Source organism: Paenibacillus sp. SC116, assembly GCF_024733555.1.
In the GTDB taxonomy this organism is placed as follows: Bacteria; Bacillota; Bacilli; order Paenibacillales; family Paenibacillaceae; genus Paenibacillus_B.
Genome location: NZ_JANIOF010000002.1, coordinates 268,906 through 291,548, shown reverse-complemented (window position 1 = coordinate 291,548; position 22,643 = coordinate 268,906). Strand labels below are relative to the sequence as shown.

Below are 22,643 nucleotides of genomic sequence, written 5' to 3'. Positions count from 1 at the left end.
ATGGAGGGGTTCTATATGGAAATGTTCTGGTTTATTCCGACACATGGTGATGGCAAATACTTAGGTACAACGAAAGGAGCACGCGCAGTTGATTTTCCTTATATGCAGCAGATTGCGCAATCGGCCGATCGACTAGGTTACAGCGGTGTGCTGCTGCCTACCGGCAAGTCCTGCGAGGATGCATGGATAACGGCATCTGCCTTAATCTCCTCTACCGATAAGTTGAAGTTTCTCGTTGCTCTCCGCCCAGGATTGATGTCTCCGACTCTAGCAGCTCGTATGGCCTCCACCTTCGACCGAATTTCTGGTGGCAGGCTGCTCATTAATATCGTGACAGGCGGTGATCCTGTAGAGCTGGCTGGTGAAGGCGTATTCCTTGATCATGATGCGCGTTATGAGCTGACAGATGAATTCCTTCATATTTGGCGAAATGAATTGCTCGGAGAAGAAGTGACTTTTGAAGGAAAACATTTGCAAGTTCGCGGAGCTAACAACCTTTATCCCACGATTCAAAAACCTTATCCGCCGCTGTATTTCGGCGGTTCATCATCTGCTGGTCAGCAGGTGGCAGCGGAACACGTAGATGTTTACTTAACTTGGGGCGAACCCCCACATCAAGTAAAAGAGAAGGTTGATCATGTTCGGGAGCTTGCTGCACAGCAAGGACGCACGCTGCGCTTCGGAATCCGCCTACACGTTATCGTACGCGAGACGAATGAAGAAGCATGGGCTGCTGCACACCAGCTCATCCAATATGTCGATGATTCCACGATTGCCGCCGCACGTAAAGTATTCGACCGCTACGACTCCGAAGGACAAAAAAGGATGGCACAGCTTCATCACAGCAGCCGAGAGTCACTGGAAATCAGTCCGAACTTATGGGCCGGAATCGGACTTGTCAGAGGCGGTGCTGGAACAGCACTTGTGGGTGATCCTGAGACCGTTGCCGCCCGAATCCAGGAGTATGCGGCGCTTGGCATCGAGACTTTTATTTTGTCCGGCTATCCACATTTAGAAGAAGCTTATCGCACAGCTGAATTACTCTTTCCGCTGCTCCCCATCCAACAACCTCGACAGCAAGAAGTAGCGCACCACTCAAATAGTCCACTCGGCGAAATCATCGCCAATGACCGACCACCAAGCCACGCAGTTATCCGTGCCACGAAAGAGGTGACAGCCGATGCAAAGAGTGAGGCTAGACAGCATGCTTAGAAAATGGCAGAAACGTTCATGGATTGATTGGGTCTTACCGATTACCCTGCTATTACTGTGGCAAATCCTTGGTCAGCTCGGATTTATATCTACCCGCATCCTACCTACACCCATCGCTGTTATAGAAGCACTAATTACCCTCATCAGCAATGGCATGTTGTTTGACTATATTGGAACAAGTACAGGACGCGCGCTCATTGGTTTCGCGATTGGCGGCAGCATCGGCTTTATCCTTGGTCTGCTAAATGGAGTTGTTCCTTTGGCTGAGAAACTGACGGATACGTCCATTCAAATGGTACGCAATATTCCTCACCTCGCGCTCATCCCGCTTGTCATCCTTTGGTTTGGCATCGATGAAGCAGCAAAGCTGTTCCTCGTTGCACTCGGCGTGGCGTTCCCTATTTACTTGAATACGTTCCACGGCATTCGCAGCGTCGATCCGAGCCTGATTGAAATGGGCAAAGTATATGGACTTCGCGGCTGGGCGTTATTCCGCAATATTATTCTTCCAGGTGCGCTGCCCTCGATCCTCGTAGGGGTTCGTTTCGCACTGGGTACGATGTGGATTACACTCATCGTTGCGGAAACCATTTCGGCGGATTCAGGCATCGGCTATATGGCGATGAACGCCCGTGAATTTATGCAGATGGATGTCGTTGTCTTGAGCATCCTCTTATATGCGCTGCTTGGCAAGCTGTCTGACTCGATCGCCAAACTATTCGAGAAGCTGTTCTTGCAATGGCATCCGAATTACGGAAAAGGACAACAGGCTGGCAAAAAAGGAGTGACATCATGAGTACTGGTGTATTCGGCTCTTCGCTCTCCGCTTCCCAAGTGTGGAAGCAATTCGATCATGTGACCGTGTTGGAGGAACTAAGCCTTCAAGTCAAGCCAGGAGAGTTTATCGCCATCGTAGGAAAAAGTGGCTGTGGCAAAAGTACACTGCTGCGCTTAGTAGCTGGTTTAGAAGAACCAACGGATGGAACGTTATTGCTAGATGGGAAACCGATACAAGGCATCGATCCCGATACGAGAGTGCTGTTTCAAGACGCCCGACTGCTGCCATGGAAAAAAGTCATCGATAATGTGCGGATCGGCGTGCGCGGTGGACATACAGATGACGCTTTAGCAGCCTTACAAATGGTTGGACTTGAAGACAAAGCGCAAGTGTGGCCGAGTACCTTATCCGGCGGACAGCGGCAAAGAGTCGCACTTGCGCGAGCATTAGCTGGTAACCCACGACTGCTGCTGCTGGATGAACCATTGGGAGCGCTGGATGCATTAACCCGCATTGATATGCAGGACTTAATCGAGAAGCTGTGGCAAAGGCAGCGTTTCTCTGTCATTCTCGTCACCCATGACGTCAGTGAAGCAGTAGCGCTTGCCGACCGTGTTGTACTAATGAAAGACGGAGCCATCGCGCTCGATGTCGCCATTACACTGCCGCGGCCACGGGAACGAGATAGCGGCTTCGCTTATTTTGAACAGCTTATATTGGACCGTGTCATGGAACGCGATACCCCCTCTGAACGAGCTGCCAGACGGCAGACGTCCTATTCGATTTGATTCAGAGCACAATGTCATTTCAAAAAGCCAGAAGCGTCAGGAAATATCCTTAGCTTCTGGCTTTTTGGTATCTTTCTAGATCTCGTGTTATCCATACGTACTTACTGAAATAGTGATCTTCTCTCCACTATGAAATAGCCTCAGAATCGCTTGATTGTACACAAACGAGGTGTGTACGGCATTCTTCCACGAATGCCCGAGGATCATCGAGCGTCAAATAAATATCTGTAACCGTCCGATCAATACCCAGCATAATTCCCACCTTGGTCGCTTCTTTTAGTCGTATGTGCACATTTGTTGCAGGGCCTATCGGTATGAAGGAATTCTTCTCTTCTTCTCCCGACAGCTCCAAATTATTTACAACCTCTATCGTCTCGGTCTGTTCATACAAAAGCGTTGTCCGAAGCTGATTCCCTAATCGAATCCATATTCCTTGTACCGATACACCGATTGGATTGAGCTTCATCGCTCGATAATCCGAGATAAGCCATATAATCATGTATACATTGCCAATGGACAGAATCCATGCAAATACGGATGACCATTTTGCTACAAAGAAATGAAGTATTAATCCCTCTAAAACAAGGAGCTTAATGATAAACAAAACCATCGTCAGCCAACCTGATTCCTTATGAGCAGTAAATGACTTTACATCGTGCTGCTCAAAGGAGCGTTTGCCCCAAGAAAATAGCGCATAATAGTATACCGCCAGCTCGTAGGAGAGATAAGAAGTCACGCCCCTTCGGCCAAACAACGATGTAAGACGGCCATGAAACGCCTCCATTGGATGAATACGTACCGGGCCCGTGTCATACTTCTCCATGCCTGCACACCCCTTCTCTGTATATCCACCTCTACTTATGCTCAGTATAACTTGCTACTCTTTCACGCATCTGTCCAAACTATTTCGCCGCTTCTTCAGTAGAGAAGATCAACTTGTAAAACATAGCCGCTGCCTCTTGTCTCAACAGTGGCTTATGCGATTGATAGTTGAAGGAACCATCTTTCCCCTTTTTTACCTCTGGACCGTATATTCCGTTTGCGACCATGAATTTCACGGCTTCCACTGCCCATGCATCTGTCTTGCCTGATAGCTTTGCGTCCTTTTTCTTAGCACCGAGTGACTGCATCACTTTCCAGATCATATCTGCTGCTTCTTGCCGCTGAATCAACTTGTCGGGGTAAAATTTCCCTGATTTATCGAGCGTAACCATCTGCATATCAACGACAGTCTGAATCGCAGCTGCAAATTCATGATTGACACTGTCTGCTACTACAGGCTTTTTGTAAGAGTAGCCCATGTCCATATAATCTACTATCAGTTCTGCGAACTCTGCCCGCGTCATCTCTTCTTCAGGTTCAAGCTCCAGTTCGTCCTCATCAGTATCCTCACCAACATGCAGTGTAATGAGCGAACTAATACCATCAATATAAGCACGATACGGATGATTACGTTCTACATCTTCGTATTTCAGCGCTGGGCCAAGCTTTTTCGCCCAACTTGCTGGATTGAACAGAGGATTATATGCATATTCAATCTGTCCATTCTTCTCTTTGAATGCCAATTGGGAGCCCTCTTCGCTCATAAAAAGAAACTCATCTACTTGCTTGTATTTGGATGGAAAATAACGAATAGAGAGCGTGCCATCTTCGTTTGCCTTAACTGTTGAAACCGTCATACCGATACGCAAATCTTTGTACACACCTTCATAGCGCGCTAACTGCTCTTTCGTCGGTTTCAAGAATTCCGGCTTTGGCGAAGAGTCAGGGAAGTAACGATCCATAAACGCTTCGAGATACATATCCCTTAGTGGCCCATTTGAGTTGTAGATAATAAAGATACCTGTATTTTGTTTTGGCAGCAGCCACAATACCGATGAATGGGTTGGAAGATCTCCACCTTTCAGTACGACATGCTGTCCATTAAATAAATGGTGATAATAAAATTCATAACCATATGCCATGTTCGGTAATGTTGGATGAATGGATACTTGCGGATTTAACATTTTATCCAAAGATTCGGATTGTAAAATACGTCCTCCCTCATAAGCCCCACCATTCAATTGCGTGAGCATGAACTTTGTCATATCTGCCCCAGTGGACAGCATTCCACCTTGCGGAGCAACTGTTGGCTTGAAGGCGTATAACGGAAATTCCGTATTGTCAGTGCTTCCAGGAATATAGCTTTTAGCCAGCCTGCTCTTTAACTCGGGAGTTAACAGAAATCCACTATCGTTCATGCCGAGGGGATCAAGAATATGCTTATCTACATATTGGTTGAAAGGCATGCCTGATACCTGCTCTACAATGTAACCTTGCAGCATCGAGGCAAAGTTATCATAGGAATAGGCTTCGCCCGGCTTGGTCGTTATTTCTGGCATATGATCACGAATGACGTCTTTTAATAGGGAATTTGAATCCGGATTAAGCTGTATTAATTCGCTAGAATCCGCATACTGGACACCAGACGTATGGGTGAGCAAATGTTCCATCGTTAACTTGCTCCCCGTCTTATTTTTCAACTTTGCCTCTCCAAGATACTGCTGTACATCAGCATGCAGGTCAATTTTCCCCTGTTCAACCAACTGCATAACCGCAGCCGCTGTAAATACTTTTGTCACGGAAGCGATACGGAATACCGTTTCTTTTGCATCAACAGGCTTTTTCGTTTTCTCATCAGCATAGCCGTACCCTTTTTCCAGCAGTATTTTCCCGTCTTTAACGACGGATACAACTGCTCCTGGCGCTAGCTTCTTCACTTTGTCTTGCTGGAAAAACTCATCTGTAAACTTCTGAACATCTGCCGTACTTAGCGTTGCTGGGACTGCCGGAGTTACAACCACCTGTGTAGCTGAACCAGCCGTAGAGTCTGCTGCTGTAACTTTTGTATTTGCATCCGCTTCAGCCGCAAAGCTAACTATTGGTGTGAGCAGCATGGCTATTGCCAGTACAGCCGCCCACATACGAGTAATCTTCGTTCTCTTCATAAATATCCTCCTCATATGAAAATACATGACTATAACTCTCTCAAATTAGCTAGTTCACAAAATCTGTCCACTTCAACATTGCTATATTCGCATCACCTTCAACAGATTGACTCCTTATCACCAATCGTACCTTCCCCATCTTTCCGTCAGCTTTCATTATTCTTACATTAATCTTACATAAGAGGAAAAGGGTTCCGCTCGGAGAATGTTTACAGTACGCTAGGAGAGAAAGGGGGAATGACATGTCACACACCATTTTAATCGTCGATGACGAGCCGGAAATTATCGAGATGCTGCAATTATTTTTAGAACGTGAATCGTATACGATCGTTGCAGCAAATGACGGACAAGAAGCTCTGCAACGACTGCAAGAGCATACTATTGATTTAGCCATTGTGGATATTATGATGCCGCGAATGGACGGTCTCCAACTGCTAACAGAGCTGCGCTTGACGAACAAACTTCCTGTCATTCTTCTATCTGCTAAGAGTGAAGACAGTGATAAAATTGTTGGATTAGGCCTAGGGGCTGACGATTTTGTTGCCAAGCCATTCAATCCGCTCATCGTTCTTGCCCGCGTGCAAGCCCAACTGCGCAGGACGTATACCTTTAATGAAGAAGAAGCCCTGCCATCCATGCCGCCTACACGTGTGGGCGAACTGACACTGGATCATGACTCCTGTTCGCTATTGAAACGAGGTCAGCTTATTAGCTTAAGCGCGATCGAATATAAACTGCTTCATATGCTGATGAGCGCACCTGGGCGAGTGTTTACGAAGAAGCAAATTTTCGAACAAGTATGGGGCGAGCACTATATGGCTGATGACAATACAATCATGGTTCAGATGAGTAGATTGCGAGACAAAGTGGAAGATACGCCGAGAAATCCATTGTATATTAAGACAGTACGCGGACTTGGTTATCGTTTCGCAAAGAGAGATGAGCTGCATGCGTAAACCAAAAAAACTTAAGGCCAAAAAGCTATTCGGACGGCTAATTAGCTATTACATATGGTTCTCAGTCACAATTACCTGCATCGCTGTTCTTGTCTTCGGTTTCATCTTTTATCGAACAGTCGGGCCCGTTGAAGAAGTCTTGTCCCCTGGCATACGAGGTAATGAAATCGTTAAAAGCGATTATAAGCAAATCGATGCTTCCTTCATTCAATCCATCGGGGGTTGGGTAGAAATTGTGAATCAAGAACGGCAAGTTATCCATATCATTGGTGAAAAAAAGGCGGGGCCTATGCAGTACGATCGTATACAGTGGCAGAAGCTATTTTATGATAGTAAGGAGAAGCCCTACTATGTATCGTCTGCTCCTATTCCAGGTACGAACGAACAGCTGTTGGCGGTAGTTTTTGTTTCTTCGGAACATGCGATACACGAGACCCTCCTTCATAAAATGGCAGAGGAAATCAACAAAGATTTTTATCATTCGCTACCCATTGGAGCAGTTCTTCTAATTATCTTGTTTATGGTCAATCTGTTTATTTATGGGCGCTTGGCCTCAAAGAGAGTTACCCGACCTCTCAAGTCCATCTTAGAAGGGCTGCACAGCATCGTCGATGGGCAATACGACAAGCGGCTCCAATATTCAGGCGATTATGAGCTGCAACAGATTCAAGATTATTTTAATACAATGGCAGAGAAATTAGAGCAAGCTGAACAAATGAAGCATGAGATGGAAGCGAGCAAACAGCGGATGCTTACTGGTATTTCACATGATTTACGGACACCGATCACGACGATTCAAGGGTATACACAAGCACTGCAGATGGGACTAATTGAAACCGAAGAAAAACGGCAGCAAGTGCTGACGACGATGCTGCAAAAATCACAGCGTGTTTCCGAACTGATCGATGATTTCTTCGAGCTTTCGAAGTTGGAAAGTTCCGATTATCCTTGCGAGCTAGAGCAAACCGACCTGTCTGAGTTCATTCGTGAAATTGCAGCCGAGTATTATCCATTGTTTGAAGAACAGAAATTTGTATTTAACTATTACATACCAAGCAATACCGTCTCCGTGCCTGCGAACAGCAGGTTGTTGTATCGAGCCGTATCGAATCTACTGTCCAATGCCATTCGTTACAACCCTTCAGGTACGACCGTGTCGATATTGCTGGATGTTATGCCTTTAGAGGTGCTTATTCGTGTCGAGGATAATGGGGTCGGCATTGCTGAAGAGCTGCGACCTACCATATTTGATGCCTTTACGCGAGGCGACCGTGCTCGCAAGAGTGATGGCGGTACAGGATTAGGTCTTACAATTGCGAAGCATATCGTCGAGAAGCATAACGGGGAAATTATTCTGCACAGTATTGTCGGAAAAACAGTATTTGATATATGGCTGCCCATACAGCAAACGAAGCAAACAAAAGAGAAAGTAGTCAGTAGTGCCGTTCAAAGAAAGCATATCAAAGATAATGATTGCCTTGAGCTATGATGTGTCAAAATGCATACTAAAACTCACGCTTCTATACGATACAAATAAGTAAGCCCCTGATCACCTTTTCTAGGAAGAGAAATCAGGGGCTTTATTCAACACTTTAGTAAAAGGCTGTAACACTAAACGAAATGCTTGCTATGACTAGCGCTTGCGTCTTGCCAATATCGGCAAGATAAGACCAAGGCCAAGCAACGCGAACGGTGTTACGATGTTCAGTCCGAACTGGAAATACCACTCACTCGTGAACATAGGCACTTTCGGGAACATACCCATCAAACATGCGAATGCTGTAAACACGAAGCACCATAGTCCAATTGCAAAACCGACTTTATTATTTTTCACAAACTTATAATCGGAAATGAATTTATCCGACAGCTTCATCAATGCCATGAACGCCAAGAAGACGAACAAGTAACGAAGCGGCATCACGATAGAATTCAAATCTAGCAGCCAGTTGAACAACGTATTCATATTACCGATACCGAATGCTGGCACCATAATGAGGATACCAACCAATACCGCTGTCATGATATAGCCGTTTATTGGTGTACCACGCTTATTCGTCTTAAGCAAAGCACGCGGCACATAGCGATCGTCTGAATCAGAAAGCAATACTTTAAGCGGTGCATCAATGGAGAATGCCAACGCAGAGATTTGCGCCAATGTATTTGCCAATGCATATAGAACCATGAGCACATTACCAATGCCATAGTATTCACCAAGAATTTGGAACGCATAGTACTGACCATTCATTTTCAAGTCATCAGGGATATTGTTCGAGTCGAACATCATACCCATTGCGAATGAACCTAGAAGTGCACATACCGCCACCATGATAGCCAACACGAGCATACCACGCGGAAATTCCTTCGTCGGATTATGCGTGTTATTTACATAAGGAGAGATTTTTTCCGCTCCTCCTACCGCAAACACGAGCATAGATAGAGTCGTGAAGTAAGCAAAGTTGAACTCCGGAATAAAGGATGATACCGACATATCTGCTGTTGCTACTTGAACCCCTGTCAACATTGGTGCTGTAACAGCAAGTGCAATGTACAAGAGAGACATGACGAAGACGGAAATACCCGCAATCGTACCGATACGCTTCAGTGAAGAGATACCGCGAGATGCAATCCACAAGAAGAATAAGAAGATAAGCAACGTAATCGATTGTAGGATGACTGGAGAAAACTCTTTCACCAGCGACCCCTCACCTGTAGCTGCCCAGCCGAGCGCAATCACGATCGCTTGCGGCTTCTGTGCCAAATAAGGAATGTGCACAACCCAATACGTCCATGCTGCAAAATAAGCAAGGTTAGCGCCCATCGTTTCTTTAATCCAGCTGCTGACGCCGCCTTTGCCATCCTTGAATGTGGAACCAAGCTGTCCAACCATTAGCGCGTAAGGTATGAAATACAACGCGATAATGAGAACCCACGAAGTGATGACACTTAAACCTTGGTTCGCATAGTTATTCACGACATTACCGAATCCCCATACGGACACGAAGGCCATGAGCGCGATGTTATACCATCGCAACTTTTTTGCTTCGTTGTCAATCATTGATGTCCAAGCTCCCTTTCTGTTTGTTAATCTAAGTTGTCAATTTGTTTGGCATGTCCTGTATGCATATAGAATGACGCTGCACCTATTTATGCAGCGCTATCCGCTTATCCCATCATTTCATAATTATTCTAAAAAGGATGTATGGAATTACATATACAAGATGTACCTATATCAGTATACTCCTACCTTTTCAACAACCCTAGCGGAAATAGTATCCTCTTATTGGTATATTAAGGTGATAGATGGTATAACAGCAACTGCATGAGATACCGCTATCTCTCACCCTTGTAATTGATAATGATTATCAATATAATAGGGATATGTTTTCATTATGTTCAGGGAGCGTGTACCTATGTTTATCGAGACGAAAACGATCGTTGTAAAAGAAGGCTTTTCCCAGCAAATTGTAGACCATTTTACAGGACCGGGCATTATCGAGCATTCTCCAGGATTTATCGATCTTAGTGTTCTGGTTAAACGAGTTCGTCGTGGTGACGAGGAAATTATTGTGCTCATCCGTTGGGAATCAGAAGCAGCCTGGAAAGGCTGGGAGACGAGCGAAGCTCATATCGAAGGACATCGTCAAAACCGTGGCAAGCCGAAGCCGGATTATGTAATCAGTTCTGCACATGCAACTTATGATGTGAAGTCCTCCAAAGGCCCTGCAGTGAAAACCGAAGCGGTGGAGCATTAATTGATCAATGTGCTGTTGAAAAGCAGCTATATTCATATTCATTTTTATAGGATTAGAAGCGCTAGATGTTAGAGGCTGCTCCTACGATGCACAGTACCTTTATTAAGTTAGACCATACTAACTTTTTAGATCACTGTACCTGTAAGAGACAGCCTCTTTTGGTCACTCTTTTAATTGAAATCAGATAGTGGAAGAATTAGAGCCAGCCGAGCTAATTAAGCTGACGAACTAACAGAACTTCATCAGTATAAAGCTCCTTGTTTAGTTTAGTGACAATTATGCAGTTATTTCATCTGAAAATAGGCTTATTTCAGAGATTATCGTCAAAAATACATTTATTTAGGCTTCCTTTACCTTCTCAGATGCATAATCGAGAAAAATAACTGCACTTTTGTCCTTATCTATCGCAAAAGGATCGTTTCGACTTAAAATAGATGCACTTTTGTCCAAGCCATCATGTTTTATGCACTCAAGTGAAGGAATTGGCCCAGTATAATCCCCTCTAGGCTCCACATTAACTCTTTTATGCTACATCACGATTATTGTGATGGCGCCAAGTAAGCTAACCCATTCATATATGGGCGCAGCGCTTGCGGGATGTGTATCCCTCCATCCTCATCTTGATGGTTCTCCAACAGTGGAATCAAGATGCGCGGCGTAGCAACCGCCGTATTGTTCAGCGTATAGGCAAATTGCAAGTTCCCCTCTGCATCCCGATAGCGAATGCCAGACCGCCGCGCCTGGAAGTCCAGCAAGTTCGACGACGAATGCGTCTCCCCATAGGCTTGCCGACTTGGCATCCAAGTCTCAATATCGAACTGCTTGTATGTCTTCTGCGCCATGTCTCCCGTGCACACAGCAAGCATCCGATAAGGAAGCTCCAACAGTTGTACAATTTCCTCAGCGTGCGCAGTAATCTCTTGATGCAGCAGCTCTGCCAATGCCCGATCTGCCTTGCAAATGACGACCTGCTCCACTTTGGCGAATTGGTGCACTCGATATAAACCGTGCACATCCTTACCTGCGGAGCCTACTTCACTGCGGAAACAAGTCGATGCAGCTGCCAAGCGAATTGGCTCACTCACATCTACAATCTCATTGCTGTAGTAAGCAACTAGTGGCACTTCCGATGTTCCCACTAGCCATTGATCCTCATCCACAATTGCATACGACTGATCCTGTCCTGTTGGGAAGAAACCCGTATTCATCATGGCAGCCGTACGTGCCATAAGCGGAACCTCTAACGGTGTAAAGCCGCGCTGCATAAGCAGATCAAGTGCTAGCTGCTGTACCGCACGATGAAGCAGCACACCTGCCCCTTTTAAATAGTAATGACGAGTTCCCGCTGTCTTGACACCACGAGGAATATCAATCATATCGTGCAATTCACCAAGCTCCATATGATCTCGCAGCTTGAACGTTGGGGCTTCGGGTGTTCCTACTCGCTTCACCTCCACATTGTCCGCATCCGAGCGCCCCTGAGGCGTATCAGGCGACACAATATTGGGTACATACAACATTCCCTTTTCCAACTTCATCCGCACTTGCTCAAGCTCTTCCTCCAGCATCGACAAGCGTTCATTCATCGCCCTTACCTGCTGCTTCACTTGCTCTGCTTGCACATGCTCCCCAGTTTGAATAAGCTTGCCTACATACTTCGACTGCTCATTGCGCTGCTGGCGGAGCACCTCTACCTGTTGAAGTAGCTCTCGCCTTTGCACGTCCATCTCTAATAGAGCAGCAATATCAATCTCGATCCCTTTCTGCTCCGCAACTTGCTGCACCTCATTTGCATTCATCCGTAACCATTGCAGATCCAACATACACCGCACACTCCTTCTCTTGTTGTGTAAAAAACAAAAAGAGCCCTCATCCGTATGGGACGAGGAGCTCTCTGCTCGCGGTGCCACCCAACTTGACCGAACTTGTTAGGGTTCGATCCTCTTTGGTTCCGCGATAACGGGCGGGCCCGGTTAACTTAGGGGAATGCTGTACCCTGCTGGTCAGCTCCCTTAACGAAAACGCCTCCGAGTTGGATGCTCTTCACTGGCGAATGGTCGTGTTTATTTTGAGTGAGTATAGCAGATTTGCATGAGATAAAGCAAGTGTGTTGCGTCTAGAGCTTAAACTTTTGCATTTCCGCATTCATTTCTTTCATCTTGCTGCCCAGCCAAGCGGCTGTGCTAGCCATCTCTTCTACACTTGCCAGCTGCTCTTCCGAAGAAGCGGCAATGCTTTGCGCGTTATCAGCAGCATCCTTCGCAATCGCAGCCAAGCCATTCATGGAAGCCGATACTTGCTCTGTACCAGCCGACATCTCTTCTGATGCGGCAGATACCTCTTGAATGTGCTCCGCAACACGGTGCACCGCCTCATGAAGGCTTTGGAACTGCTTTCCGGCATCGCGTGCAATTTTCGTACCCGCTTGTGTTTCTCCCGCACTGCGCTCCATCGTTATCGATAACTGTTTCGTCTGAACGATAACGTTCTGTAACTGTGCACCAATCTGCTCTGCAGCGTGACCTGTCTGTTCCGCCAGCTTCCTTACTTCTTGTGCCACGACAGCAAATCCTCTTCCATGTTCGCCCGCTCTTGCCGCTTCTATTGAGGCATTCAAGGCAAGTAAATTCGTCTGTCCTGCAATTTCCTGAATCGATGACACAATAGCCTCAATCTGCTGCGATTGTCCAGCCAATTGATTTGCTTGCTCCGACGACTGTTGAGCAGCCTCCTGAATACGATTCATCTGTTCAATCGTCTGCTTAATCATGTCGCTGCCTTGCTCCACCGTCGCTGAAGCATCGCTGCTCATTTCCGATACAATCAAAGCCGACTCCGCGATACGTTGAATCCCGATCGACACTTCTTCCATCGCGATCTTGCTGTCTTCAACGGTTGCCAAATGTGTGTTTGAACCTGTCGCCACTTCCTCAACCGCTGCTGCAACATGTTGAGCAGATTGAGCATTTTGATCAGAAATAATCGTCAACTGCTCCGCAGATACGGTAACTTGTTCAGTCGTCTCCCTTACATCAGCTGTAATTTTACGCAGTGCTTGAACCATTTGATTGAAGGACTGTGCAAGCTGACCAATTTCATCTTTAGATGAATTCGATACAGATACCGTAAGATCCCCTTGAGCTGCTTCCTGAGATATTTGAGTCAACTGCTTAAGCGGTCCTACCATACGACGAATCAACAGAATCATTACACCCATAATAGCCAAGCCCACAGCTACACCTACGCCTGCTGTCTTCCACAAAATAGCGTCTAGTTCGGCGTCAATCGTGTCGTAATTGAAATCGACCGCAAATAGTGCCACCACTTCTTTCTTTTCATTATGAAGTGTTGTCATCGTCGTAATCCATTTACCACCTAGATCTCGATATACATCACTTATAGCAAAGCCGTCACGAAGCAGCTCATCCTCCGTTTGCATCCACTCATCTGGAAGAATGTATAATTGCCCTGGCTGAACCCCGCTGTCTTTTATAAACTCCGTATTAGCATGCAATAGTCTTTTGTATGTCTTGCCATCTTTCAATTCATCTTTAGGCAGCAGCAAGTAGCTGTTGCTTATGAAGCCATCTCGAACCATGTTATTTAGGTTATCGCTAATCCATTCGATATTCTCGTCTTTCAAATACTCTGCGGGAGCAAGTTTGTTAAGCTTCGCTTCTGCACCTATGATTCCTTCCAATTCAATCTCAACTTGCTTTGTTAAAGTCTTATGTAATTCCGTAAGCTCGTTATAGTAAATCCCTCTTTCTGCTACATAACTATAGCCAGTAAGAATACTGGTAAGCGTAACAATAAGGGCGAAAATACTTAACGCAGACTTCACCACAATACTTCTGGAAATAAAGCCTCGCATCGTAACTCCTCCTTGGTCCAATCAGAAACTTCCTAATTTTCTGGAAATGCTCTATTACTTAAATGGTTTATAGTAATATATCGACATTATTCGACAAATGTTGATACTTCTACACACTTTCTTTCCTTATCAAAAAGAAGTATTCCATTAAAATGGATAACCGCACAAGCTGCCTTTATCAGGTTCAGCAATAACCTTTCATGCTTGTAGTACGAAAGCGCCTACTCTTCTTAAACAAATCCAAGCAGGTTTAAACAAAGAAAATAAAAAAAGCGCCTCCCCCTTAGGGAAAGCGCTCATTATGCTCAATTTATTGGATTAATGCGCTGGGAAGTAGACCATTTGCAGCGCAAAGATAACACCGAAAATATAAAGCAGTGGATGCACTTCGCGTCCTTTGCCACTGAACAGCTTCATCACCGGATACGTAATAAATCCGATTGCGATACCTGTTGCAATGCTGGACGTCAATGGCATGCTCACAATAATAGCGAATGCCGGGAATGCTTCATCGAACTGATTCCACTTGATACGTGCCAAGCCATCCATCATAAAGCAGCCTACGATGATCAAGGCCGGTGCCGTAATAGCCGGTAAGCCAGATATCGCTTGAATGACTGGAGCGAAGAACAAGGATACCCCGAACATAAGCGCTACTACTACAGTAGTCAAACCTGTACGACCACCCGCTGCTACACCTGCGGATGACTCAATGTACGCTGTACATGGAGTTGTACCCATGACCGAGCCAGCAGTTGTTGCAAAAGCGTCAGCCATAAGCGCCTGCTTCGTGCGCGGCAGCTTGCCGTCCTTCATGATGCCCGCCTGCTCAGCGACACCAATCATCGTACCCGTTGTATCGAAAATCGTTACTAGCAAGAAGGCGAACACAACAGTATATAGGCCATTTGTGAAAACACCTTGTACATCTAAGTCAAACAAAACGGGAGCTGAAGGCAAAGACACAACGCCTGCATCAAAGTTCAACAGACCCATAAAGCTGCCTGCGATAGCGGTAACAGCCATACCGACGAACAACGCGCCCTTCACATTGCGAACCATCAAGATCAAGGTTACAAGAAGACCTAGCAAGGTCAAAATTGTAACCGGTTGATGCAGGTCTCCGAAGCCAACCATTGTCGCTTCATTCGGAACCACAATCCCCGAAGATTTCAAACCTAGAAAAGCAATAAACAATCCTATTCCCGCCGTAATCCCGAACTTCAATGCCGGCGGAATCGCTGCGATCAACATCTCGCGCAGCTTCGTGAACGTCAAAATGACGAATAATATAGCAGCCAAAAATACAGCGCCGAATACAACTTGGTAAGTTACGCCTTGCGAAGCGACGACAGAAGCAAAGTAAGCATTCATGCCCATGCCTGGCGCGATCGCAATTGGGTGATTAGCAAGCAAGCCCATTAGCAACGTTCCGATAATCGCGGAAATAACCGTCGCCGTGAACACCTGCTGAAAAGGTACCCCTGCGGATGATAATATAGCTGGATTGACGACAACGATATAAACCATCGTTAGAAACGTTGTCATACCTGCTGTAACTTCTGTGCGGACATTCGTTCCGTTTTCCTGAAGTTTGAACCAATTCTGCAACATACGGATTTTGCTGCCCCTTTCGATAAGAACACTTGGATTACTTAATGCATGCTACCTTATATACGATTTAATGTCAACGAAAAAACATAATTTGTTCGGATTTTAATATTACCAAATGGTTTATAAGCCTCATTTACAATCAAAACTAAGCAAAACACGAACATTAAGCACATCAAATCCCACAAGCAGCCTAATTATTTCCTATCCTCAATCTTGTTCTAACCCAACGAACGGATGAGCTGTGCCAGCTTCCCCATCGCAAACTTCATTTCCTCGATAGAAGCATAGGCATACGACAGTCGCAGCTGTCTACTAGCCCCGCGGTCATAAAGTGTACCGACATTCAGCAATATACCTGCTGCAAGTGCCTGTTCGAACAGCTTGCTCAGTGAAAATGCACCGTTCAAAGTTACCCAGATGTAGAAACCGCCAGTCGGCTTCTGCCAAGTGGCAATGTCATGCCAATCCTGCTGCAGCAGCTCCAGCATCAAGTCTCTCCGCACACGCAAATGAGCTCGAAGTTGTTCCATATGCCGTTGATGATAGCCTGAATGAAGCCAATGGTACGCCATAAGCTGCGACACGGAGCTGGACCCGTAATCCGTCTGCATTTTAATGTCTGCTAACCGCTCAATCACTCGCTCTGAACCTACAATCCAGCCGATCCTCAATCCAGGGCTAACTATTTTCGAAAGCGTGCCGACATAAAGGACTTGCCCATTCACATCTCTCGATTTTAACGAAGCAGGTGGTTGATGATCCAGCCATAACTCTTCATATGCACCATCCTCTAAGATGGGCAATCCAATCTGACTGCATACCTGCATCAATCGCGTTCGCCGTGCTTCACTCATCACGATTCCAGTTGGATTATGATAGGTCGGATTCGTATACAGCAGCACAGCTTGGCGCAGGTGCTTCAAGCGGGCCAAAGCAGAAGTTTGCAAGCCTTCTGCATCCATAGGGACACCTGCTAGACGAATCCCTGCCGATTGAAACGCATGAATGGAATATAAATAAGAGGGCTTCTCCAATAGTATCGTCGATTGCCGCTCTAATAATCCTGCCGAAATAAGCTGTAAGGCTTGCAGTGCTCCTGATACAACGAGCACATTTGAAGGCGATGCGTTAATACCGCGCCTCTCCATTTCTAGACATAGTTCACGACGCAGCTGATAAGAGCCCAACGGCTCTTCATAACTTAGTGGTACTGTATCCACAGTAGATGCTATTTCAGAAAATAGATGACGCATAGACTGCTCTGGCAGCAGACTCGGTGAAAGCTCGCCCGTTCCTAGTCGAATAATGTGAGGTGCGAATTCCATTCGATTTATCGTCTGCACAAGCGGTAAGTTCGGATAGTGCACGCCATCCTCCACGTAATCATTCCAATGCTTGCGTGGGAACAAGGATTGTTGAGCTAGTTGGCTGTCATGCTGAGTCAGATCTGCCTCACCATCACAAGCTACTCGCGTACCTCCCCCACTATTCCCTTCTAGCGTTCCTGCAGAGATGAGTCTATCCATAGCCGCGACAATCGTACTTCGGTTGACACCGAACTGCTTCGCCAACACCCGCTGCGAAGGAAGCTTCATGCCCTGCGTCCATTCGCCGCTCTGTATTTTTAAGATAATATAAGCTTCAATCTGCTGATACAGCGGAACGGAAGAGTTGATATCCGGCCGCCATTGCGATAAATGATCCATTTGACACGCTCACCTTTTTTGCATCGTTCATTCCAATGATGAAGTAAGTGCTGCTAGTATCTCCCGAACTTGCTTGCAGGTAGATTACTAGTGGCAGTAACGCTCCATCTTATTTGGAATGTTATTCCTTCATTTGTTTGTGCTTATTATAAATTTGGTTGGCTGCATGTTCAACCAAATGGTTGGGGACATTTGCCCAACCATTCGATACGATTAGATACATCGACCAGATCGAAGCTATACATACAGGAGGAATCATCATGGTAGAAGCATTTATTCACGGTATTTTGCTTGCATTCGGACTTATTTTGCCGCTAGGTGTGCAGAATGTATTTATTTTTAACCAAGGAGCCATACAGCCACAGTTCAATCGGGCATTGCCTGCCGCACTGACCGCTGCAATCTGTGATACGCTGCTCATTTTACTCGCTGTAGAAGGGGTATCTCTTATTATTTTTCAATGGCTATGGTTAAAGCAGATCCTATATGGGGTTGGAGTTGTATTCATGCTCTTTATCGGGTACAGTCTCTGGAAATCTGCCGGGGCTCAAACAACAGTCCAAGATCGAGTGAAGACAGCACTAACAGGCCGAAAACAAATTTTGTTTGCAGCCTCTGTCTCGATTTTCAATCCGCACGCCATTTTGGATACGATCGGGGTTATCGGAACAAACTCCTTACAATACGAAGGTGAAACGAAGTGGGCGTTCACGTTAGCCGCTATCGGTATCTCGTGGCTATGGTTCTTCGGCTTGGCGGCCGCAGGTCGGATGCTGCGCACCGCCGACACCTCAGGGAAATGGATTGCTATATTTAATCGTATTTCTGCCATTACCATATGGGGAATTGCTTGCTATATGCTTATTACTTTACTCCGAGACTTAACTGCTTAATCTCCCATAAGCTCGTAAAGTAAGCAACCTGTCTATCGTAATACTGCCACGCCATTCTAACTCGCAGGCTGGACTAACCGCTTCCCAGCGGATCGGCCATCCACCGTCCGCCTGCTGCTCGGTCAGTAAATGATCCAAGTGCTGGCTTATATCTTCCGCCGTAACCAACTTCGCAACAGGATGATTGGGTGCAGGGGCCCAATCGAGCACTTTGTGCACATAGCCCTCGGCTTTGGGATCGAGCTCGATAATACCTGGCCGTCTAATTAGCTCGTCCAACCATACTCGATACTCTTGTACTCGTTCCGAATTAGGAGCATGCTCCAAGAAAGTGGCAGCCTGCACAATATCGTGATAATCATAAGGATTCAGATCTTCCAACTGACGCCACATGTATTCTACAGACAACTGGAACCATTCCTCTTCTTGAAAAGAGTGATGCTCCAACAATTTGTACAACAAGCCAATGATGTTGCCCGTCGGATTCAAGGACGGCAATTGATCTTCTTCCCTATGCCACCATGGAGCGTGAGGATAATCATTCACGACTAATGTCGCTAACGGAAAACCTCCTTCAGGGCGCGTAATGCCTTTTAAATAACGGCCAATGCCGTCCATGATCGTCGGATCTACATAACTGACTTCATCCATCAGCCTAAGCGCTATTTCTACAGGCACAGGCTGACTTTGCGGACAACGAATATCCGGTTCCAACGCTTGCCCAAAGCCACCATCCTCATTCTGATATGCTCGCAATGCTGCGATGACCTGTTCTGGACTGCCTTGTTCAAAATGAAATTCGTATCTTCTCCGATCGAGCAGCCTCGCTTGACGATATATAAATGGCTTCGCTTGTCCTAACACCTCTACACTCAATTGTCCTGTCATCTCCCTATTACCTCCCATAATTATTTCCTACCTTCCCCTCTTAGGCAGCGAAAGAGAGCTATTCGACTAATTACGAATAACGAACCAGTTATAGCCCCAACGCTTTGCGAAATGCTTTGATCGCTTCAGGCGTGCACACAGAAAACAACCGTTCTTCCAACCTAGTTCGGGCTTCATCACGTGTCAGCTGTTCCTCTGCCAAACCAATACCTCGCATCCAGTCCCCCAATGTCTCAAAGGACGTATTGCGCCATCCTTTTAACTCGCCATCCTCATTCCGTTCTTCTTTTACACCTGAGATAACAATATCCATAGTGCTCTGAAGCTCCAACAGGCTGCGATCAAAGTCTTTCTTTTTATCTTGTGCCTTCATTCCCGCTTCAGCCCGAAGCGAGCGTGTTTCGATACCAGGATTGGCTTCAATAATGGTATACAGCTCTTTCGCCTCACGAGATAATTGACCATCCTCATAACGTTCCTCCACCGAATGCTCACTTCCAATAAGCGTCTTAAGCGCGGAGACAAGATCAGCGGAAACGAGTACTGATTTTTTCTTCAAAAACTTGCCGTATGCGGCGCTCCCGTCACTAGGAAAGCGAACTCTCCAACGCCACGGATCATTGTCTGCATCCGTATGCCACTGCTCACTAGGTGTAATCACATCCAAAGAAGGATGATTCGGTATCAGCTTCGCCAATGGCAAAATACCGACTTCTCGTATCACTTCTACAGCTTCATCATACGTACAAATGCGTTCGCGATTCATACTTGCGAGCCTCCTAGATCATATTTCAATACATCTGTATAGTAAGAACGCAAATCTGCAATTCAATTCCGGAATGGCATTGAAACCGTTCGCCTCAACGCTTGCTGAGTAAAATTCACGCCCTATTATTCTGTATGGTCAAGTAGGCTGTTCTTCATAACGGGCATACACTTGTGCTGCCAACTTGGCGACTTCCATTCGCAGTTCTAAGGGCTCCAACACTTCAGCATCCATACCAAGCCGATAAAACCATTCTACGACCCACTGCCATTCTGACCTCGGAAGTTCTGCATCCAGTTCCCAACTATCATCCCCGCACAAATGGACCTGCTCACCCAAATGCTCATCTTGTTCTACCTGCAGCATACCTCGGTAGGTAAGACGGGCGACAATTCGCACACGTTCTGTTACTTGTTGGGTTACATCTGGATTCAAAATTTTCGTTGAAGCTTGGTCTTGGGATGCTATATATTGCCCCCTTTGCTGAGCAGCCGCAGTGTTTATCTCTGCGTGTTCTTCCGACAAGTGCATCTCGGCAACCCTATCCACTCGGAACGATCGCGTTTCGCTATGTGTGAATGAATAGGCTTCACAGTACCAGAAGCCATTAGCTGTATACACCCGTTTCGGCAATAGCTTGAGCCACCGCTCATGACGCATGGAACGGTAAAACGCTTCTATGGCATGTCCTTCTACAGCAGCTTCCAACAGCTGGGTCAAATAAGGTGTCCGGTAACTTCGTTTGGGCATAAACAGTTCCATTCTTTCAAGCTTTGTATCAAGTTGTGAACGATAGGAAGGTGCCAGAGCATGCTTAAGCTTGTCCATAACCGTCCAGCGCTCCGCATTGAATGGAGAGTCTGCCAACTGGGTCATCCCTTGCAGGGCAACTAGTGTCAGCAATGCTTCTTCTTCACTCAACGCAAGTGGGGGCAAATGGTATCCTTCCATAAGCTTATAGCCGCCGCGCGGCCCGCTTTCCCCATATAGAGGTACTCCCATTTCACTAAGTGTCTGCATATCCCGCAAAATAGTTCGCTTCGAAACCTCGAATTTGTCAGCCAGTGACTGAGCTGTTTCTGATTGCTGCTGCAATGCCATCACAATAGCGGTCAAGCGGTCACTTCGCTTCACGACTGCACCTCCGATTGACTGTTAAGCCCATTATAGCACCGTATTAGTGACAGCTTGCATGTCACCAATTCCAAAAAAACTTCAATAACAAATCTAGTCCATCCGCCAACGATTATCGTTCCTAAACTTTCTGTCACCAGATTGAAATCCATTTGTATCCAAATCAATCGATTTCACAAAGAAATTCGTAACGATCTCGGCTCCATTTCGATCTATTATATTCTCGGAAGTTCATAATCTATAGGAAAGGCAAGTGAATCATTTGAAAAACATGCTCATGAAAGTAACGTTAGCTGTAAGCGCCGCCTCCTTACTATCAATAGGAGGCTTAGCAAGCAGCACATCCGCACTAACCTCCAATACCTCTCTACAACCACAATTAACTGAAACAGCAGCATCCACTACTCAAAAGAACATAAGCAAGCCGATACCCACTAAATCATCCAAGCATCAAAATGTTGTAGCCAACATGAAAAAACTAGCCAGCAAAGCTAAAAATGCATATGAACTAATTACGTATATGGATCGACATATTCACAAAGTAAAGCCCGAGCAAGCCACGGAGATGCTTATCATTTTAGAAAAATACTATGAAAATCACGTCGAACAAGTCATTGGCCAGTTCAATGAAAAAATTGCAAATCCCAAACTGTACAAACAGCTTAAGAAGCTCGGCAGCAATCTAAATAAGTTCGATAAAATTAAAGATAAGTCGTTTAAGAAATGGCTGCTCCTTCAACAAAAAGGCAAGCTAAAGCTTGATTATGACGGTACCCTCTACTTCTACCGCGTTGACTATAAAGCGATCCAAAACGCCTACCGCTCTGCATTCAACAAAGATACAGCCTTCTACCTTCAATATACGACCCTTAGCGTCGAGGAGCTTTATTATATTTTTAATGATAACAAAAAACCTCCCTACGATACGCTAATGAAACGCGCTGCTGCCATTGATGAATATATACAAAAGACCCCTAAGAGCCGACACATGAAAGAGATAAAAGATTTACACCATGGATACCTGTGGCAATTTTTCAATCGAAATTGGGATGATATGATCGATAAAAAGACAGGAAAGCTACACCCTAAAATGAAAAAAACGTATGCAAGCGTAATTGAAAAGTATGGTGAATCGAGAAGCGGCAGCCTGTTAGTCAAATATGTAGATTTAATTGCACAGCATAAAGACGCCATTTCAGATAGCGATGGCAATATCCTACCGTATATGCATAAGTTTTGGGATGAAGAATATAGTGAGCTCTATAAACAGACGTTTAAATAACAATTCCAGCATT

At 45.7% G+C, this 22,643-nt stretch carries 18 protein-coding genes; 8 read left to right on the top strand and 10 right to left on the bottom strand.

Features of this window, described 5'->3' with window-relative positions:
* The first annotated feature begins 15 nt into the window (after window positions 1-15).
* Genes ssuD through NQ117_RS13045 form a run of 3 tightly spaced genes read left to right on the top strand, consistent with a single transcriptional unit; the run spans window position 16 to window position 2,778 of the window.
* Window positions 16-1,212, top strand: a complete 1,197-nt coding sequence (gene ssuD / locus NQ117_RS13055; protein WP_258278467.1) for an FMNH2-dependent alkanesulfonate monooxygenase — start codon at window positions 16-18, stop codon at window positions 1,210-1,212.
* On the top strand, window positions 1,205-2,008 hold the full coding sequence (gene ssuC / locus NQ117_RS13050; protein ID WP_375163076.1) for an aliphatic sulfonate ABC transporter permease SsuC: 804 nt from the start codon (window positions 1,205-1,207) through the stop codon (window positions 2,006-2,008). Before ssuD ends, ssuC begins: the two co-directional genes overlap by 8 nt.
* Window positions 2,005-2,778 carry an ATP-binding cassette domain-containing protein gene (locus tag NQ117_RS13045; protein WP_258278465.1) on the top strand — a complete coding sequence of 258 codons (774 nt, stop codon included), beginning with the start codon at window positions 2,005-2,007 and terminating at the stop codon, window positions 2,776-2,778. Before ssuC ends, NQ117_RS13045 begins: the two co-directional genes overlap by 4 nt.
* 127 nt (window positions 2,779-2,905) lie before the next feature.
* Here the strand turns inward: NQ117_RS13045 and NQ117_RS13040 are convergent, their stop codons facing one another.
* Both NQ117_RS13040 and NQ117_RS13035 read right to left on the bottom strand, forming a co-directional pair.
* The gene (locus NQ117_RS13040) at window positions 2,906-3,601 is read right to left on the bottom strand and encodes a hypothetical protein (protein WP_258278464.1); all 696 of its coding nucleotides are present in this window, start codon (window positions 3,599-3,601) and stop codon (window positions 2,906-2,908) included.
* A gap of 79 nt (window positions 3,602-3,680) precedes the next feature.
* A complete protein-coding gene (locus NQ117_RS13035) occupies window positions 3,681-5,765 on the bottom strand; it encodes a serine hydrolase domain-containing protein (RefSeq protein ID WP_258278463.1) in 2,085 nt (694 codons plus the stop codon).
* A gap of 242 nt (window positions 5,766-6,007) precedes the next feature.
* Here NQ117_RS13035 and NQ117_RS13030 point away from each other — a divergent pair, with 242 nt between their 5' ends.
* Together NQ117_RS13030 and NQ117_RS13025 are read left to right on the top strand one after the other, a co-directional pair.
* Window positions 6,008-6,721: a response regulator transcription factor gene (locus NQ117_RS13030; RefSeq protein WP_258278462.1), complete on the top strand. Its 714-nt coding sequence runs from the start codon at window positions 6,008-6,010 to the stop codon at window positions 6,719-6,721.
* Window positions 6,714-8,210, top strand: a complete 1,497-nt coding sequence (locus NQ117_RS13025; protein WP_258278461.1) for a sensor histidine kinase — start codon at window positions 6,714-6,716, stop codon at window positions 8,208-8,210. The genes NQ117_RS13030 and NQ117_RS13025 overlap by 8 nt, the downstream gene beginning before the upstream one ends.
* 144 nt (window positions 8,211-8,354) lie before the next feature.
* On the opposite strand, the gene NQ117_RS13020 is transcribed toward NQ117_RS13025, so the two are convergent.
* Entirely contained in the window at window positions 8,355-9,776 is a 1,422-nt protein-coding gene (locus NQ117_RS13020; RefSeq protein ID WP_375163068.1) for an amino acid permease, read from the bottom strand.
* A 355-nt stretch (window positions 9,777-10,131) separates the two neighbouring features.
* Between NQ117_RS13020 and NQ117_RS13015 the strand changes: the two genes are divergently transcribed.
* Window positions 10,132-10,473: an antibiotic biosynthesis monooxygenase family protein gene (locus NQ117_RS13015; protein WP_258278460.1), complete on the top strand. Its 342-nt coding sequence runs from the start codon at window positions 10,132-10,134 to the stop codon at window positions 10,471-10,473.
* Between the two features lie 539 nt (window positions 10,474-11,012).
* Here the strand turns inward: NQ117_RS13015 and serS are convergent.
* The 4 genes from serS to NQ117_RS12995 all read right to left on the bottom strand — a co-directional run bounded on the left by serS (window position 11,013) and on the right by NQ117_RS12995 (window position 17,667).
* Window positions 11,013-12,296, bottom strand: a complete 1,284-nt coding sequence (gene serS, locus NQ117_RS13010) for a serine--tRNA ligase (RefSeq protein WP_258278459.1) — start codon at window positions 12,294-12,296, stop codon at window positions 11,013-11,015.
* A 293-nt stretch (window positions 12,297-12,589) separates the two neighbouring features.
* Complete coding sequence (locus NQ117_RS13005; RefSeq protein WP_258278458.1) at window positions 12,590-14,347, bottom strand: methyl-accepting chemotaxis protein; 1,758 nt, start codon at window positions 14,345-14,347, stop codon at window positions 12,590-12,592.
* Between the two features lie 318 nt (window positions 14,348-14,665).
* Window positions 14,666-15,961 (bottom strand): NCS2 family permease, encoded by a 1,296-nt coding sequence (locus NQ117_RS13000; protein WP_258278457.1) that lies wholly within the window; start codon window positions 15,959-15,961, stop codon window positions 14,666-14,668.
* 218 nt (window positions 15,962-16,179) lie between these two features.
* Window positions 16,180-17,667, bottom strand: a complete 1,488-nt coding sequence (locus NQ117_RS12995; protein ID WP_258278456.1) for an aminotransferase-like domain-containing protein — start codon at window positions 17,665-17,667, stop codon at window positions 16,180-16,182.
* A 260-nt stretch (window positions 17,668-17,927) separates the two neighbouring features.
* Between NQ117_RS12995 and NQ117_RS12990 the strand changes: the two genes are divergently transcribed.
* Complete coding sequence (locus NQ117_RS12990; RefSeq protein WP_258278455.1) at window positions 17,928-18,560, top strand: LysE/ArgO family amino acid transporter; 633 nt, start codon at window positions 17,928-17,930, stop codon at window positions 18,558-18,560.
* Here the strand turns inward: NQ117_RS12990 and NQ117_RS12985 are convergent.
* The 3 genes from NQ117_RS12985 to NQ117_RS12975 all read right to left on the bottom strand — a co-directional run bounded on the left by NQ117_RS12985 (window position 18,549) and on the right by NQ117_RS12975 (window position 21,348).
* The gene (locus tag NQ117_RS12985; RefSeq protein ID WP_258278454.1) at window positions 18,549-19,448 is read right to left on the bottom strand and encodes a prenyltransferase/squalene oxidase repeat-containing protein; all 900 of its coding nucleotides are present in this window, start codon (window positions 19,446-19,448) and stop codon (window positions 18,549-18,551) included. The genes NQ117_RS12990 and NQ117_RS12985 overlap by 12 nt on opposite strands.
* A gap of 88 nt (window positions 19,449-19,536) precedes the next feature.
* The gene (locus NQ117_RS12980) at window positions 19,537-20,214 is read right to left on the bottom strand and encodes an AlkZ-related protein (protein ID WP_258278453.1); all 678 of its coding nucleotides are present in this window, start codon (window positions 20,212-20,214) and stop codon (window positions 19,537-19,539) included.
* A 138-nt stretch (window positions 20,215-20,352) separates the two neighbouring features.
* The gene (locus NQ117_RS12975; protein WP_258278452.1) at window positions 20,353-21,348 is read right to left on the bottom strand and encodes a helix-turn-helix transcriptional regulator; all 996 of its coding nucleotides are present in this window, start codon (window positions 21,346-21,348) and stop codon (window positions 20,353-20,355) included.
* A gap of 253 nt (window positions 21,349-21,601) precedes the next feature.
* Here NQ117_RS12975 and NQ117_RS12970 point away from each other — a divergent pair, with 253 nt between their 5' ends.
* Complete coding sequence (locus tag NQ117_RS12970) at window positions 21,602-22,630, top strand: hypothetical protein (protein WP_258278451.1); 1,029 nt, start codon at window positions 21,602-21,604, stop codon at window positions 22,628-22,630.
* The last annotated feature ends 13 nt before the right edge of the window (window positions 22,631-22,643 follow it).